The organism is Vogesella sp. EB, from assembly GCF_001037925.1.
Classification (GTDB): Bacteria; Pseudomonadota; Gammaproteobacteria; order Burkholderiales; family Chromobacteriaceae; genus Vogesella; species Vogesella indigofera.
The window spans coordinates 1-14,466 of record NZ_LFDT01000044.1; the positions used below are offsets into that span (position 1 = coordinate 1).

Annotated in this window: 16 protein-coding genes and 1 pseudogene; 10 read left to right on the forward strand and 7 right to left on the reverse strand. The window is 68.4% G+C overall.

Annotated elements, in window-relative coordinates; all coding sequences use genetic code 11:
- Window positions 1-227 (forward strand): annotated as a pseudogene (locus tag ACG97_RS17805) (hypothetical protein); the annotation flags it as partial.
- On the opposite strand, the gene ACG97_RS15995 reads toward ACG97_RS17805, so the two are convergent.
- Genes ACG97_RS15995 through ACG97_RS16025 form a run of 7 tightly spaced genes read right to left on the reverse strand, consistent with a single transcriptional unit; the run spans window position 202 to window position 6,447 of the window.
- Window positions 202-2,292 (reverse strand): flagellar biosynthesis protein FlhA, encoded by a 2,091-nt coding sequence (locus ACG97_RS15995; RefSeq protein ID WP_047968379.1) that lies wholly within the window; start codon window positions 2,290-2,292, stop codon window positions 202-204. The pseudogene ACG97_RS17805 and the gene ACG97_RS15995 overlap by 26 nt on opposite strands.
- Window positions 2,289-3,431, reverse strand: a complete 1,143-nt coding sequence (gene flhB, locus ACG97_RS16000; protein WP_047968380.1) for a flagellar type III secretion system protein FlhB — start codon at window positions 3,429-3,431, stop codon at window positions 2,289-2,291. The genes ACG97_RS15995 and flhB overlap by 4 nt, the downstream gene beginning before the upstream one ends.
- On the reverse strand, window positions 3,424-4,203 hold the full coding sequence (gene fliR / locus ACG97_RS16005) for a flagellar biosynthetic protein FliR (protein WP_047968381.1): 780 nt from the start codon (window positions 4,201-4,203) through the stop codon (window positions 3,424-3,426). The genes flhB and fliR overlap by 8 nt, the downstream gene beginning before the upstream one ends.
- A gap of 5 nt (window positions 4,204-4,208) precedes the next feature.
- Window positions 4,209-4,481, reverse strand: coding sequence for a flagellar biosynthesis protein FliQ (fliQ, locus tag ACG97_RS16010; protein ID WP_047968382.1), 273 nt, complete (start codon window positions 4,479-4,481; stop codon window positions 4,209-4,211).
- On the reverse strand, window positions 4,481-5,239 hold the full coding sequence (fliP, locus tag ACG97_RS16015) for a flagellar type III secretion system pore protein FliP (RefSeq protein ID WP_047968383.1): 759 nt from the start codon (window positions 5,237-5,239) through the stop codon (window positions 4,481-4,483). The genes fliQ and fliP overlap by 1 nt, the downstream gene beginning before the upstream one ends.
- Window positions 5,236-5,589 (reverse strand): flagellar motor switch protein FliN, encoded by a 354-nt coding sequence (gene fliN / locus ACG97_RS16020; RefSeq protein WP_047968384.1) that lies wholly within the window; start codon window positions 5,587-5,589, stop codon window positions 5,236-5,238. The genes fliP and fliN overlap by 4 nt, the downstream gene beginning before the upstream one ends.
- 3 nt (window positions 5,590-5,592) lie before the next feature.
- Window positions 5,593-6,447 (reverse strand): FliM/FliN family flagellar motor switch protein, encoded by an 855-nt coding sequence (locus tag ACG97_RS16025; protein WP_047968385.1) that lies wholly within the window; start codon window positions 6,445-6,447, stop codon window positions 5,593-5,595.
- Between the two features lie 262 nt (window positions 6,448-6,709).
- Between ACG97_RS16025 and ACG97_RS16030 the strand changes: the two genes are divergently transcribed.
- The 9 genes from ACG97_RS16030 to ACG97_RS16070 all read left to right on the forward strand — a co-directional run bounded on the left by ACG97_RS16030 (window position 6,710) and on the right by ACG97_RS16070 (window position 14,354).
- Window positions 6,710-7,048, forward strand: a complete 339-nt coding sequence (locus ACG97_RS16030) for a flagellar hook-basal body complex protein FliE (protein WP_047968386.1) — start codon at window positions 6,710-6,712, stop codon at window positions 7,046-7,048.
- 13 nt (window positions 7,049-7,061) lie between these two features.
- Window positions 7,062-8,756, forward strand: coding sequence for a flagellar basal-body MS-ring/collar protein FliF (gene fliF / locus ACG97_RS16035; RefSeq protein ID WP_047968387.1), 1,695 nt, complete (start codon window positions 7,062-7,064; stop codon window positions 8,754-8,756).
- Window positions 8,740-9,801: a flagellar motor switch protein FliG gene (locus ACG97_RS16040; protein ID WP_047968388.1), complete on the forward strand. Its 1,062-nt coding sequence runs from the start codon at window positions 8,740-8,742 to the stop codon at window positions 9,799-9,801. The genes fliF and ACG97_RS16040 overlap by 17 nt, the downstream gene beginning before the upstream one ends.
- Window positions 9,798-10,490 (forward strand): flagellar assembly protein FliH, encoded by a 693-nt coding sequence (fliH, locus tag ACG97_RS16045; protein WP_047968389.1) that lies wholly within the window; start codon window positions 9,798-9,800, stop codon window positions 10,488-10,490. Before ACG97_RS16040 ends, fliH begins: the two co-directional genes overlap by 4 nt.
- Before the next feature lies 1 nt (window position 10,491).
- Window positions 10,492-11,802, forward strand: a complete 1,311-nt coding sequence (gene fliI / locus ACG97_RS16050) for a flagellar protein export ATPase FliI (RefSeq protein ID WP_047968390.1) — start codon at window positions 10,492-10,494, stop codon at window positions 11,800-11,802.
- A complete protein-coding gene (locus tag ACG97_RS16055; RefSeq protein WP_120810518.1) occupies window positions 11,799-12,245 on the forward strand; it encodes a flagellar FliJ family protein in 447 nt (148 codons plus the stop codon). Before fliI ends, ACG97_RS16055 begins: the two co-directional genes overlap by 4 nt.
- A gap of 78 nt (window positions 12,246-12,323) precedes the next feature.
- On the forward strand, window positions 12,324-13,673 hold the full coding sequence (gene fliD, locus ACG97_RS16060) for a flagellar filament capping protein FliD (protein ID WP_369793049.1): 1,350 nt from the start codon (window positions 12,324-12,326) through the stop codon (window positions 13,671-13,673).
- Window positions 13,674-13,687: 14 nt separating this feature from the next.
- The gene (gene fliS / locus ACG97_RS16065; RefSeq protein WP_047968392.1) at window positions 13,688-14,080 is read left to right on the forward strand and encodes a flagellar export chaperone FliS; all 393 of its coding nucleotides are present in this window, start codon (window positions 13,688-13,690) and stop codon (window positions 14,078-14,080) included.
- Entirely contained in the window at window positions 14,067-14,354 is a 288-nt protein-coding gene (locus tag ACG97_RS16070; RefSeq protein WP_047968393.1) for a hypothetical protein, read from the forward strand. Before fliS ends, ACG97_RS16070 begins: the two co-directional genes overlap by 14 nt.
- Window positions 14,355-14,466 lie beyond the last annotated feature (112 nt).

The window sequence follows — 14,466 nt, forward strand, 5'->3', positions numbered from 1 at the left end:
ACTGGCTGCAGGAGCAGCGCGGCAGCCTGCTGGCGGTGCTGCACGGTGCCGGTTTCGAGGTCGCGGCCTGCCACATCGGCAGCCTGCCGGCGTTGTCCGGCCTGGCGCTGGGGCGGCACGGCGTCAGCCTGTTCGAGGCGTCGCGGCTGCCGGCGTCGCTGTTTGCCGCCGCGGCGCTGATCCTGGAAGTGCTGCTGCCGGCTAGCCCAGCGTCCCCACCAGGCTGACCTCGCGGTTTTCCGGCACCTCGTTGTAGGACAGGATGTGCAGGCCGGGGGCGAACAGGCGGCCGTAGCGCGCCAGCAGCGGACGCAGCTGCGGCATCACCAGCAACAGCGGCGGCGTCGCCATCTGTTTCATCTGGTCGCGGATGATGGGCATGTTCTGCTGCAGCTGCTGCAGCACGTTGGGGTCGATCGGGAAGCTGTCCAGCGCCGCCTTGCCGCTCTGCTGCGCCTGGCCCAGTGCGCCCAGCAGCAGGTTTTCCAGATCGGCGCCGAGGTTGAACGCCTTCATCTCGCCGCGCGGGCCGAGGATGGCCTGCACGATCTGCCGCTTCAGCGCGGCGCGCACCTCCGCCGCCAGCATGATCGGCTCCTTGCTGTTGTCGGCGGCTTCCACCAGCGTGGTGGCGATCGCCTCCACCGGCTTCAGCGACACGCCGTCGGCCAGCAGCGCGCGGTACACCTTCAGCTGCTGGTTGGCGGTGAGCGCCTGTGCCAGCGCCTGCGCCAGCTTGGGTGCCTGTGCGGCCAACCTTTCGCCCAGCGCGGCGACGTCGTCGTGGCGGAACAGCTCGGCGAGATGGTCGCGCATCACCTTGTTGAGGTGGGTGGCGATCACGCTGGCGCAATCGACCACCTGGTAGCCCAGCCCCAGCGCGCGCGCCTTGTCCTGCATCTCGATCCAGGTTACCGGCATCGCGAACGCTGGGTCGACGCCGGGTATGCCGTCCAGCGTGCCGTACACCTGTGGCGACGGGATCGCCATCAGCCGGTCGGCGTGCACCTCGGCCTCGGCGATGGTGCTGCCGGCCAGCAGGATCGCGTACTGCGCCGGCTTCAGCTTCAGGTCGTCGCGCACCGCCACCGCCGGCAGCAGCACGCCCATGCTTTCGCTCAGCGTCTGGCGCACCCCTTTCAGGCGCTTGCTCAGCGGCGCACCCTGCGCCTTGTCGATCAGCGTCACCAGCTTGTAGCCCAGCGACAGCGTCAGCGTCTCGCTGTACGGCAGGCTGTGCCAGTCCAGCTCCGGCTCGCCGTCACCCTGCAGCACCTGCTGCAGCGCGCCGTGATCCAGCGGCGCGCCGGGTTTGGCCGGTGCCTGCTGCAGTCGCCAGCCGACGAAGGCCAGCAGCGCGGCAAAGCCGATGAAGGTCGGCCACGGCATGCCGGGGATGATGGCCAGCATGAACATCATGCCGGCGGCGGAGTACAGCACCACCGGCGACGCCAGCATCTGGCTGCTGACCTGTTCCTGCATGTCGCCGGAATCGCTGACGCGGGTGACGATGATGGCGGCGGCGGAGGACAGCAGCAGCGCCGGAATCTGAGCCACCAGGCCGTCGCCGATGGTCATCAGCGCGTACTGGCGGAAGGCGTCGCCCAGTGCCATGTCGTGCATCAGCGTGCCGATGGCGACACCGCCGATCAGGTTGATCAGCAGGATCAGGATGCCGGCAATGGCGTCGCCGCGCACGAACTTGGAGGCGCCGTCCATCGCGCCGTAGAAGTCGGCCTCGGTGCTGATGTCGCGGCGGCGCTGCTGCGCCGCTTCCTGGGTGATCACCCCGGCGTTGAGGTCGGCGTCGATCGCCATCTGCTTGCCCGGCAGCGCGTCCAGCGTGAAGCGCGCCGACACCTCGGAGATGCGCTCGGCGCCCTTGGTCACCACCATGAAGTTGATGATCATCAGGATCACGAACACCACCAGCCCGACCACGAAGTTGCCGCCGATCACCACGTGGCCGAAGGCCTCGATCACGCGGCCGGCGGCGTCGGTACCCTGGTGGCCGTCGAGCAGCACCACCCGCGTCGAGGCCACGTTCAGCGTCAGCCGCAACAGCGTGGCGCCGAGGATGATGGTGGGGAAGATGGAAAAGTCCAGCGGCCGCCGCGCCGACACGCTGACCAGGATGATGATGATCGCCAGCACGATGTTGAAGGTGAACAGCAGGTCCAGCACCAGGGGCGGCAGTGGCAGGATCACCATCGCCAGGATGGCGAGCAGGTACAGCGGGGTGGCGACCTTGTGGCGCGCCATGAGGGCAAGCAGGCGGTTGAGGGCGGTCATGTTGTCGTTTTCGGATTGGCGAGATGGGCTGGCACCGGCAAATCATCCGGCAAGGTTGGCCGCACGCGGCGCTGGCCGCTGCGGAAGGCTTTCAGCTGCAAGACATAGGTCAGCACCTGCGCCACGGCGCGGTACAGCGGCGCCGGGATCTGCTGGTTGACCTGGGTGGTGTGGTACACCGCCCGCGCCAGCGGCGGGATGGTGAGCACGGCAATATCGTGTTCGGCGGCGATGCGGCCAATGCACAGCGCCATCTCGTCGACGCCCTTGGCGATGATGAACGGCGCCTCGGCGCGGTCCTCGTCGTATTTCAGTGCCACCGCGTAGTGGGTCGGGTTGACGATGATCACGTCGGCGGTCGGCACCGACTTGCGCAGCCCGCGCTGCGCCAGCTGCTGCTGTACCTGGCGGATGCGCTGCTTGATCTGCGGGCTGCCCTCGGTCTTCTTGTACTCGTCCTTCAGGTCCTGCTTGCTCATGCGCTGCTCGCGCTGGAACAGCAGCCACTGCAGCGGCAGGTCGATCACGGCGAACAGCACGAACACCGCCGCCAGCGCCAGCAGCGCCTGCAGCAGCCGCGCGCCGGCGGCGGCCAGCGCCTCGTCCAGCGGCAGGTCCTGCAGCGCGAAGAAATCCTGCATCGCGGAGAGTGCCACGCCGTACAGCACGCCGCCGAGCAGCAGCGCCTTGAGGATGGACTTGCCGACCTCGCTGGCGTGCTTGGCCGACACCACCCGTCCCAGGTGGCTCAGCGGGTTGAGGCGCTTCAGCTGCGGGAAGAAGTGCTGGCCGACGAAGATCCAGCCGCCGGGCAGCAGCGAGAACACCACGATCAGCAGCGGGATCACCAACAGCGGCAGCAGCATCTTCACCAGCAGGGTCAGGCTGCCGGCGAACAGCATCGACCACACGTTCTCCAGCGTGCCGCGGCCGCCCAGCGAGGCGAAGGCCAGCGCGAACAGGCGGCGGAAATCGGCCAGCCAGTCCGGCATCTGCCAGAAGCTGAGCCACACCGCCACCACGATGCCGACCGCGGTGGCGACATCCTTGGAGCGCGGCACCTGGCCCTGCTTGCGCGCCTCGCGCAGCTTGTGCGGCGAGGCCTTTTCCGTCTTGTCGCCGTTGTGCGCCTCAGCCACCGCGCGCTCCCATCATGCCCTGCAGCAGGTTGAGCATCTGGCCGCTGAGGCGCAGGTAGTGCTGCGGCAGGTAGTGCAGCACCAGCCCCAGCGTCAGCAGCCCGAACAGGGTCACCACCGGGAAGCCGAGCGAGAACAGGTTCAGCGCCGGCGCCACGCGGTTGATCAGGCCGAAGCCGACCTGCACCACGAAGGTGGCGAACACCGCCGGCAGCGCCAGCAGGATGGCGGCGGCAAACACCCAGCCCAGGCTTGCGGCCAACCTTGCCAGCGATTGCGGCAACAGGCCGCCGCCGACCGGCCACACCTTGAAGCTGTCGAACACCACCTGGGTCAGCACCAGATGGCCGTCCATGGCGAAGAACAGCAGCGCCGCCAGCAGGTACAAGAGGTTGGAGATCACGTCGGACGAGCTGCCGTTGCCGGGGTCGTTCATCACCGCCATCGACAGCCCCATCTGCGACGACACCAGAAAGCCCAGCAGCGACAGGATGGTCATCACCAGCTGGAAGGCGAGGCCGAACAAGAGGCCGATGACGGCCTGCTCGATGGCGGTCACCACGCCGTAGAGCGAGAACGGGTCGATCGGCGCCACGCCGCGCATCGCCGGCAGCGTCGCCACCGCCAGCGCCAGCGCAAGGCCGAGGCGGGCGCGCACCGGCACCACGCTTTCGCCGAGGAAGGGCGCGATGCTGATCGCCGCGGCGTAGCGGCAGAACGGCCACCACAGCGCCGGCAGCAGCACCAGCAGTTCGGCGAGTACGGCGTTCATGTTGCTCAGCCGACCAGTGTGGCGGCGCGCTGGAAGATGTCGATGCAGAAATCCATCAGCATGCCGGTGATCCAGTGCCCGGCCAGCGCGATGGTGGCCAGCGTCACCAGCAGGCGCGGCAAAAAGGACAGCGTCTGTTCGTTGATCTGCGTCGCCGCCTGCACCAGGCTGACGATGACGCCGACGATCAGGCTGGGCAGCACCAGCAGCACCACCAGCACGATCACCACGTGCAGGCTGTCGTTGACGAGGTCGACGGCAATATCGGGAGTCAGCATCAGTAGGCCTGTATCGAGGTAACCAGGGTGTTGACGGTCAGCGACCAGCCGTCCACCAGCACGAACAGCAAGAGCTTCAGCGGCAGCGAGATCACCAGCGGCGACAGCATCATCATGCCCATCGCCATCAGTACGCTGGATACCACCAGGTCAATTACCAGGAAGGGGATGAACAGCATGCAGCCGATCTGGAACGCGGTTTTCAGCTCCGACAGCACGAAGGCGGCCAGTTTCACCGCAAACGCGTGCTGGTGCGGGTCGCGGATGTGGCTCTCGCCGGACAGCTTGGCGATCTGCGCCAGCGCGCTCTTGCCGGTCTGCGCCAGCATGAAGCGCGACAGCGGGGCCTCGGCGCGCAGCAGCGCCTCCGGCATGCTGATCTGGTCCTGGTCATAGGGCAGCATCGCCTTGTTCCACACCTCGACGCCGACCGGGCGCATCACCAGCAGCGTCAGGATCAGCGCCACGCCGGTGACGATGCGGTTGGGCAGGCCCTGCTGCAGGCCCAGCGCCTGGCGCAGCAGCGACAGCACGATCACGAAGCGGGTGAAGCTGGTCATCATCAGCACCAGCACCGGCAGCAGACCGAGCAGGGTCATCAGCACCAGGATCTGGGTCTTGACGGTGAAGTCCACCGCGCCGCCCTGGCCGCTGGCGGACAGCAGCTTCAGCGTGTCGTCGGCCTGCGCCAGCGGCGCCGCCAGCAGCCACAGCGCCGGCAGCAGCGGCCGCAGCCGGCGCCACAGCATTGGCATCATGAGGTCAGCGCGTCGAGGTCGAGATTGTCCAGCGCGATCACGCGCAGGCCGTAGTTCTCGCCGGCGACCACCACTTCGGCCTTGCCGATGGCGGTGCCGTTGATCTTGATGTCCAGCGGCGCGCCGGCCAGCTTGTCCAGCTCGATCACCGAGCCGGGGTCGATGCTGGCGAGGTCGGCGAGCGAGATCTCGGCGGTGCCGACTTCCAGCGTCAGCGACACCGGGATCTTGCGCAGGAAGCCCTGCATGTCGCGCGCCGGGCGTGCCGGCAGCGGCGCCTCGTGGCTGGCGTCGGCGGCGGGCATGCCGTCCAGCATGCCGTCGAGGTCGAAATCGTCGGGTGATTGCATCGTTTACTCCACATCCTGAAATGAGGTAAGGCACAGCTTGCCGCCGCGGTCGACCACGCTGGCGGCGAACAGGCGCTTGCGGCCAACGTAGACATCGGTCTGCGGCGGCAGCCGGATCGGCAGCACGCTGCCGACCTGCAGGTCGAGCACCTCGCCCAGCGGCAGCCGTTTTTCCAGCAGCTGTGCGCGCAGGCGCAGGCGCAGCTGTTCGGTGAACGGCAGCGGCTCGCTGCTGGCCACCGCTTCCGGCAGCCGGTCGCCGGCCAGCTGTTGCAGCAGGTAGCCGATGCTGTCGTCGTCCAGCCCCAGCGCGATGCGGCCCTGCGCCACGCCGCTGTGGTCGGCCAGTGTCAGCACCGCCTCCCAGCTCGGCTTGTCGCGCAGTGCGAACGACAGGTTGTCGATGCCGTCGCCGGCGGCGAGCGCATGGCAGCCGCGCTGCATGCTGGCCAGCAGCAGCTGCGACAGGCGGTTGCCGAGCAGGCGCGCCAGGCGGTGTTCGGTTTCGGTTTCGCGGCTGCTGTCGGCCGTGCCGGCGCTGCTGCCGTTGCCGCCGTAGCGGTAGTCGAGGATCTGTAGCAGCAGCCGGCGTTCGATGTGCACGGCAAAGGCGCCGCCGCCCCAGCGGTGCCAGGTGCGGCGCGGCGCCTCCTGCGGCGCGTCGCCGGCGACGAGCTGGCTGAGCACGAAGCGGGCGTGGTAGCGCGCGTTCAGTTCGCGCTGCACGAAATCGGCCAGCGCCTGCTGCAGGGTGCGCAAGTACACGGGCAGCAGGTGGAACGGGCGGCCCAGGGTTGCGGTGGCAACAGGGGGCAGTCGCGCGCCGTCGGCTGGAGCAAGAATTCTGGACTTGGGCATGGCGGGTCGGTTTCAGGTGGCGGTATCGGGCTGGCCGGCGGGCTGTTGTCGCCGCGACGCACTGATGGAAGCCGCATCTTACTGAATGCCCTTCGGGCGGAAGGGTGAAAATTCACATAACGATCTGTGAAAATTTACACGGTTCATTGGTAAGTGCACGTTTAAACTGCGCCACGTTCCAATCCTTCCTGCTGCCGGCCCGGACAGGGCTTTCCGCCCGCTGCCGCCACGGCGCAGGCAAACGCTTCTGGTGAGAGAGAGCATGGCAATTAACCTTGATCTGCTGATCGCTGCCGATCAGCAGCAGATCGCCAAAGACATGGGCGCGCTGTCGCACATCGCGGCGGCCTCGCCGCTGGAGACGGGCAGTGCCGATACCGCGGTCAGTTTCTCCGGCGCGATGATGAACGCGGTCAGCGAGGTCGATACCCAGAACCGCGTCGCCAGCGACAAGATGGCCGATGTCGACAGCGGCCGCAGCGACGATCTGGTCGGCGCCATGATGCTGAGCCAGGAAGCCAGCCTGTCCTTCTCCATGCTGATGCAGGTCCGTAACAAGGTCGTCGCCGCCGTCGACGACCTGATCAAGATGCCAATCTGACTGGCGGTTCCCCGTGCTGACTCAACTCAAAAACGGCTTTTCCGGCCTGCGGGCCAAAGGCCTGCCCCCGGCGGCGCTGCCCGCCGCCACCTGGCGTTACCTGTTGCCGCTGCTGATGCTGGCGCTGGCCTTGACCGTGCTGGTGGTGGTCTACCTGTGGCACGACGACGCCAGCTACAAGCCGGTGTTCGGCGAGCAGGAAAAGGTGTCCGCCGCCGACATGATGGCGGTGCTCGACGCCGAGAAAATCCCCTATCGCCTGCATCCGCAGAGCGGCCAGGTGCTGGTGCCGGAGGCGCAGCTGGGCCGCGTGCGCATGCAGCTGGCCGGCAAGGGCGTGGTGGCGCAGCTGCCGGCCGGGCTGGAGCTGCTGGACAATAATGATCCGCTGGGCGTCAGCCAGTTCGTGCAGGACGTGCGCTTCCGCCGCGGCCTGGAGGGCGAGCTGGTACAGAGCATCCTGGCGCTGGAGCCGGTGCGCGCAGCGCGCGTGCACCTGTCGCTGCCGAAAAGCAGCGCCTTCGTCGGCGCCAACGAGGACAAGGGTTCGGCCTCGGTGGTAGTGACGCTGAAGGCGGGGCAGAGCCTGAGCAACGAACAGGTGTCCGCCATCGTCAAGCTGGTGTCCGGCAGCGTGTCCACGCTGGACCCGGCACGGGTGACGCTGGTCGACCAGGCCGGCAACCTGCTGTCGGCGCGGCTGACGCTGGCCGAGGGTGGCATCGCGCTGAACGAGAGCGACAACGAGCGCCGCCACCGCGAGCAGGCGCTGGAAAACGTGCGCGCGCTGCTGGCGCCGGTGGTCGGCGCCGACAACTTCCGCGTCAGCATCGCCGCCGAAGTCGACAACGACCGCATCAACGAAACGCGCGAGAAGTACGGCGAGGCACCGAAGGTGACCAACGAGGCCTCGCGCGAGGAAAAGAGCAACGAAAAGGCGGCGCTGGGCATCCCCGGCTCGCTGTCCAACCTGCCGATCGACACCGACGCCTCGATGCCGGCGGCCGAGGGCTCCGCGGTCAGCAAGAACGCGGTTACCCGCCAGTACGCCTACGACCGCAGCATCATGCAGATCCAGCATGCGCGCGGCAAATTGTCCCGCCTTAGCGTGGCGGTGGTGCTGAACGAGGGCGCGGCGCCGAACGGCCGGGCGTGGACGCCGGCGCAGCTGGCCGGCATCGACAAGCTGCTGCGCGGCGGACTCGGCATCAAGGCCGAACGCGGCGACGCGCTGGTGCTGTCGGCGCTGGCCTTCCCGGCACAGGCGGCGCCGCTGCCGTGGTGGGAAGAGGGCGGCGTGTGGCTGCCGACCGCGCTGTCGTGGGCCGGTTACGCCATCAGCGGCCTGCTGCTGTACCTGCTGCTGGCGCGGCCGCTGCTGAAGCTGCTGCGGCAAAGGTTGGCCGCACCGCTGCCGGCGGCACTGCCGGTGGCGTTTGCCAGCCCCGAGCCGCTGCTGCTGACCCCGGATGACACGCCGCAGCCGGCCCCGGCCGACGAGCGCGCCGCGGTGGCGGCGCTGCCCGACCCGACGGCGGCACGCAGCGGCAGCACCGTGGTGCCGCTGCTGGAGAATTACGATCTGCCGCCGGCCGGTTCCAGCGTCGATGTGCTGGTCGATCACCTGAAGCATCTGGCGGCGAAAGAGCCGGAGCGCGTCGCCGAAGTCGTCAAACAATGGGTACAGAAAAATGGACGAACTCAATAAGTCCGACCTGCTGCACAACGCGGCGGCCAGTGCCGGTGTCGCGCTGGGTAACGCGGAAGGCATGACGCCGCTGGAACAGGCCGCCATCCTGCTGCTGTGCATGGGCGAGGAGCCGGCGTCGGCGGTGCTGCGCTGCCTGTCGCGCGAGGAGCTGCTGGCGGTGACGCAGGAGATGTCGTCGCTGAGCGGCATCAAGGTCGACGCGGTGAAGACCAGCATCCAGAAGTTCTTCGACGAATACCGCGAGCAGAGCGGGGTACACGGCGCCAGCCGCGCCTTCCTCAAGCGCTCGCTGGATCTGGCGCTGGGCAGCGACATCGCCAACAGCGTGCTCAACAATATCTACGGCGACGCCATCCGCCCGAAAATGGCGCGCCTGCAGTGGGTGTCGCCGAAGTGGCTGGCCGACCGCATCGCCGGCGAACACGTGCGCATGCAGGCGGTGTTCCTCGCCTTCCTGCCGCCGGCGCTGGCCGGGCAGGTGGTCGACGCGCTGCCGCAGGACAGCCGCGACCTGGTGCTGGTCAATATCGCGCGCCTGAAGGACATCGACCGCGAGCTGCTGCAGGAGCTGGAAGAGCTGGTCAACAGCTGCCTGGACAGCCTGCACACGCAAAGCACGCTGGTGGAAGGCATGCAGCAGACCGCCGACATCATCAACCGCCTGCCGGGCGACCGCGCGCGCATGATCGAGCTGCTGCGCGGCCATGATCCGGAGATCGTCAACGAGATCGAGGCGCGCATGTACGACTTCTTCATCCTGTCGCGGCAGACCGAGACCGTGCTGCTGCGCCTGACCGAGGAAGTGCCGCTGGAAATGTGGGCGATCGCGCTGAAGGGCGCCGAGCCGGCGGTCAGCCAGGCCATCACCCAGACCATGCCGCGCCGCCAGGCGCAGGCGTTCGAGGCGATGATGCGCCGCTCCGGCCCGGTGCCGCTCAGTCGCGTCGAGGAAGTGCGCCGCGACATCATGGCGCAGGTCAAGGCGCTGGCCGAGGCCGGCGAGATCGACCTGCAGCTGTTCGCCGAGGAAGTCGTCGAGTGAACCCGTGGCGTCCCTACCGCTTTCCGCCGCTCTTGGCGGCCCAGCTCGGCGCCCTGGCGGCCGCCGAGCCCGGCTCGGCGCAGGCCTCCGCCGCCGACGGCTTTCGCCAGGGCATGGACCTCGGCTACGGCGAGGGCTACGCCAGCGGCGAGAGCGCCGGCAAGCAGGCCGGCTTTGACGCCGGCCTCGCCGCCGGGCGCGAACAGGGCCGTCGCGAGGCGATGCAGCAGGTGCTGGCGCAGTTCGACAGCGCGGCGCGGCCGCTGGACGCCGCCACCGCCGCCATGGAGCGCTGCCGCGTCGACTACCAGAGCGCGCTGCGCGAGGACGTGATCAACCTGGTGGCCAAGGTGGCACGGCAGGTGATCCGCTGCGAGCTGACGCTGAAACCGGCGCAGATCCTCGACCTGGTGGAAGAAACGTTGGCCGCACTGCCGCCGCGCGCCGGCGAGGTGGAAATCCTGCTCAACAGCGAGGAATACCAGCGCATCCGCGAGCTGGCGCCGGAACGCGCCAGCCGCTGGGCGCTGCGCCCGGACAGCACGCTGGCGCAGGGCGAGTGCCGCATCCGCAGCGCCGACAGCGACATCGACGCCGGCTGCGAGCAGCGCCTCGGCGCCTGCGTCGAGCGCCTGCGCGAACAATTGAGTGCCGACAGCGCGCTGCCGCTGCCGGGCGGAGACGACTGAGATGCTGCGCGACGCGCTGGCGCGGCTGGACCTGTCCGACGTGCCGCTGGCCACCGTCACCGGCAAGCTGGTCGGCGCCTCCGGCCTGCTGCTGGAGAGCATCGGCTGTCCGCTGGAAACCGGGCAGCGCTGCCTGATCGAAACCGCCAGTGGCCATTACCTGGAAGCGCAGGTGGTCGGTTTCCGCCGTGAAGTGTCCTACCTGATGCCGTTCAAGAAGCCGGTCGGACTGAGCACCGGCGCGCGGGTGATTCCCGCCGCCGACAGCGCCGGGCTGATGATCGGCAACAGCTGGCTGGGGCGCATCGTCAACGGCCTCGGCGAGCCGCTGGACGAGCGCGGCCGCCTCGGCGGCGACATGCCGCTGGCGGCGCATCCGCCGCAGATCAACCCGCTGCGCAAGCAGCCGGTGGCGCAGCCGCTGGATGTCGGCGTCGCCGCCATCAACGGCCTGTTGACGCTGGGCCGCGGCCAACGTGTCGGCCTGTTTGCCGGCAGCGGCGTCGGCAAGAGCGTGCTCTTGGGCATGATCACCCGCCATACCGAGGCCGAGGTGGTGGTGGTCGGCCTGATCGGCGAGCGTGGCCGCGAGGTGCGCGAATTCGTCGAGCACGCGCTGGGCAAGGACGGCCTCGCCAAGGCGGTGCTGGTGGTGGCGCCGGCCGACGAATCGCCGCTGATGCGGCTGAAGGCCACCGAGCTGTGCCACACCATCGCCGCCCATTTCCGCGATCAGGGCCGCAACGTGCTGCTGCTGGTCGATTCGCTGACCCGCTACGCGATGGCGCAGCGCGAGGTGGCGCTGGCGCTGGGCGAGCCGCCGGCGACGCGCGGCTACCCGCCGTCGGTGTTCGGCATGTTGCCGGCGCTGGCGGAGAGCGCCGGCAACGGCGAGGGCAGCAGCGGCAGCATGACCGCGATCTACACCGTGCTGGCGGAAGGCGACGACCAGCAGGACCCGGTGGTCGATACCGCGCGCGCCATTCTGGACGGCCACATCGTGCTGTCGCGGGCGCTGGCGGAGCAGGGCCACTACCCGGCGATCGACATCGGCGCCTCGGTCAGCCGCTGTATGAGCCAGATCGGCGACCGGGGGCACCTGGACGCGGCGCGCACGCTGAAGGCGCTGTGGGGCCGCTACCAGGAAATCCGCGGCCTGATCCCGCTCGGCGGCTACGTGCCGGGCGCCGACGCCCAGGCCGACCGCGCGGTACGGCTGATGCCGCAGATCGAACAGCTGCTGTGCCAGCGTGCCGACGACGCCGTCACGTTGCCGCAGGTGATCGCCCAACTGGAGGCACTGCTCGCATGATCAAGGCCCGCACCACGCTGCAAAACCTGCAGCAACTGCTGACGCTGAAGGACGCCGACGTGGCGCGGCTGCAGCGCGAAGTCGCCGACAAGCGGCAGCTGCAGGAACGCTACCAGCGCAACATCCAGCGCATGGATGAGCTGTGCCGCCACAGCGGCGCCAGCGGCAGCCGCACGTTGCCGGCGCTGGCGCTCAATTGCGCCGGTTACAAGGACGCGCTGCTGCAGCTGAAACAGTCGCAGCAGCTGGACCTGCAGCTGGCCGAGGCCGATACCGCGGTCAGCCAGCAGGCGCTGCTGGCGGCCAGCCTGCGGCGCGAGGTGCTGATGAGCCTGCAGCAGCGCACCGCCGCCGATCTGGCGCAGCAGCAGCAACGCCAGGAACAGAAGCGCAGCGACGACCAGGCCAGCCTGGCGTGGCTGCGACAGCAGGGGCCGATGTGATTATTCACACTTTTTCAAGCAAACAGCGCGCCGCGTCGCCTTGTCAGGTATTCGCTACGCGTTCGGAGGAACAGGAAAGTGGACATTAATCCGTCACAGATGGCATCGCAGATGGCATCGATCTACATGCAGAGCGCCGAGCAGCAGCTGGCGGCACAGAACAAGACCAGCAAGGCGCGCAGCGATGGCCTCAGCCAGCTGCAGAAGGCGCTGCAGGATTTCCGCAGCAGCCTTGCCACCCTGGCCGGCAAGAAAAGCATGCTGGCGATGAGCGCCAGCCTGAGCCGCGACGGCATCGCCACCGCCAGCGCCGGTGCCACCGCGCAGGCCGGCAGCTACTCGCTGTTCGTGGACAAGGTCGCCTCCGCGCACCAGCTGGCGTTCGGCAATATCGGCGGCGTGCCGGCGGCCGAGGGCGGCAGCTTCAGCGTCACGCTGCAGGGCGGCGCCACCTTCAATGTCAGCCTCGCCAGCGCCGACGTCGACGGCGACCTCAGCCTGTCGGCCAGTGAGATCGCGCGCGCCATCAACCAGGCCGCCGACAACCAGGGCAAGGTCAACGCCATGGTGCTGACCGCCGACGGCCAGAGCCGGCTGGTGCTGTCGTCCGCCGCCACCGGCGCCGCCGGCCAGATCAGCCTCGATACCAGCGGTATCGGCAATGCCGCGCTGAAGGCGGCACTGGACGCGCCGACGCAGCTGAGCGCGGCGCAGGACGCGGAAGTGTGGCTGGGGGGCAAGACCACCGGGGTGCTGGTGAAGCAGGCCTCGAATACCTTTACCGCGATCCAGGGCGTGACGCTGACGCTCAGCCGCGCGATGAGCGACGGTGACGCGCTGCTGCAGCTGACGGTGGCGCGCAACGACGGCGACACTGCGGCCAACCTGCAAAGCTTCGTCGACAGCTACAACACGCTGCTGAAATCGCTGGGCACGCTGACCAGCAGCGGTGACGGCAAGACCGCCGCCGGCATCTTCGCCACCGATTCCGGGGTGCGCACCCTGCGCGACCAGCTCAACAACATGGTGCGGCAGAACATCGGCGGCGTGCGCCTGGCGGAGATGGGCGTCAGCGCCAGCCGCGACGGCAGCCTGACGCTGGACCGGACCAAGCTGACCAAGCTATTGCAGGACAAGCCGGCGGCGCTGGACAGCTTCTTCAGCGACAGCAACGGCGACGGCCTGATCAAGTCGGTGCGCGGCTACCTCGACCAGTGGCTGAGCAGCACCAAGGGCGTGATCACGCAGCGCCGCGACTCCATCTCCCGCACGCAGAACGATCTGGACAAGCGCCAGATCCGCCTCGAAGCCGAATACCAGCAGGTCTACCAGCGCTATCTGGGGCAGTACTCGCGCCTGCAGGCGATGCAGAGCCAGATGAGCAGCACGCTGGACAGCCTCAACAACTACTTCGCCCAGAACCAATAAGGACCGCCGCCATCGTGGACTACGACGCTTACCGCAGCTATCACGCTGTCAACCTGGAATCGCAAACCGCCACCGCCTCGCCGGTGCAGCTGGTGCTGGTGCTGTTTGACGGCCTGCTGGAAGAGCTGGCGCGGGCGCGTGGCCACCTGGAGCAGCAGCGCTACGAGCAGAAGGGCGACAGCATCAGCAAGTGCATCAACATCCTGGGTGGCCTGTCCAGCGCGCTGGACAGCGACCACGGCGGCGAGGTGGTGACCAATCTGGCGCGGCTGTACGACTACTGCGTGTTCCGCCTCTACCACGCCAGCATCGAGCTGGATCTGGCGGCGCTGGACGAGGTGGTGCAGCTGCTGAACACGCTGAAGGGCGGCTGGATGGGCGTACAGGAACAGCATGCCGCGCTTTGATGTCACCGCCTTCGGCCAGCAGCTGCAGCAGGCGGTGGCCAGCCGCGACTGGGACGCGTTGCAGCGCCTGGACCGCGCGCTGGCCGCAGCGCTGCCGCAAGCGCCAAGGCTGCGCCCGGACGAGGTGGCGCAGCTGCAGCAGTTCTACCAGGCGCTGCTGTGCGAGATCGGCAGCGCACTGCAGCAATCGGAACAGGACATGGCGCGCTGCCTGCAGCAGCGCGAGCAGAGTCTTGCCTACGCCAACGTCAGCGAATTTGCGGAACAACCATGAACAGCACCCTCCTGGCGCCTGCCGCCCCCGTTCCTGCCAGCGCCCCCGCGACTGCGGTGGTGGCCGCGGCCTTGCCGTCTGCCGCTGCCGGCAGCAGCGGCCTGTCGCTGTT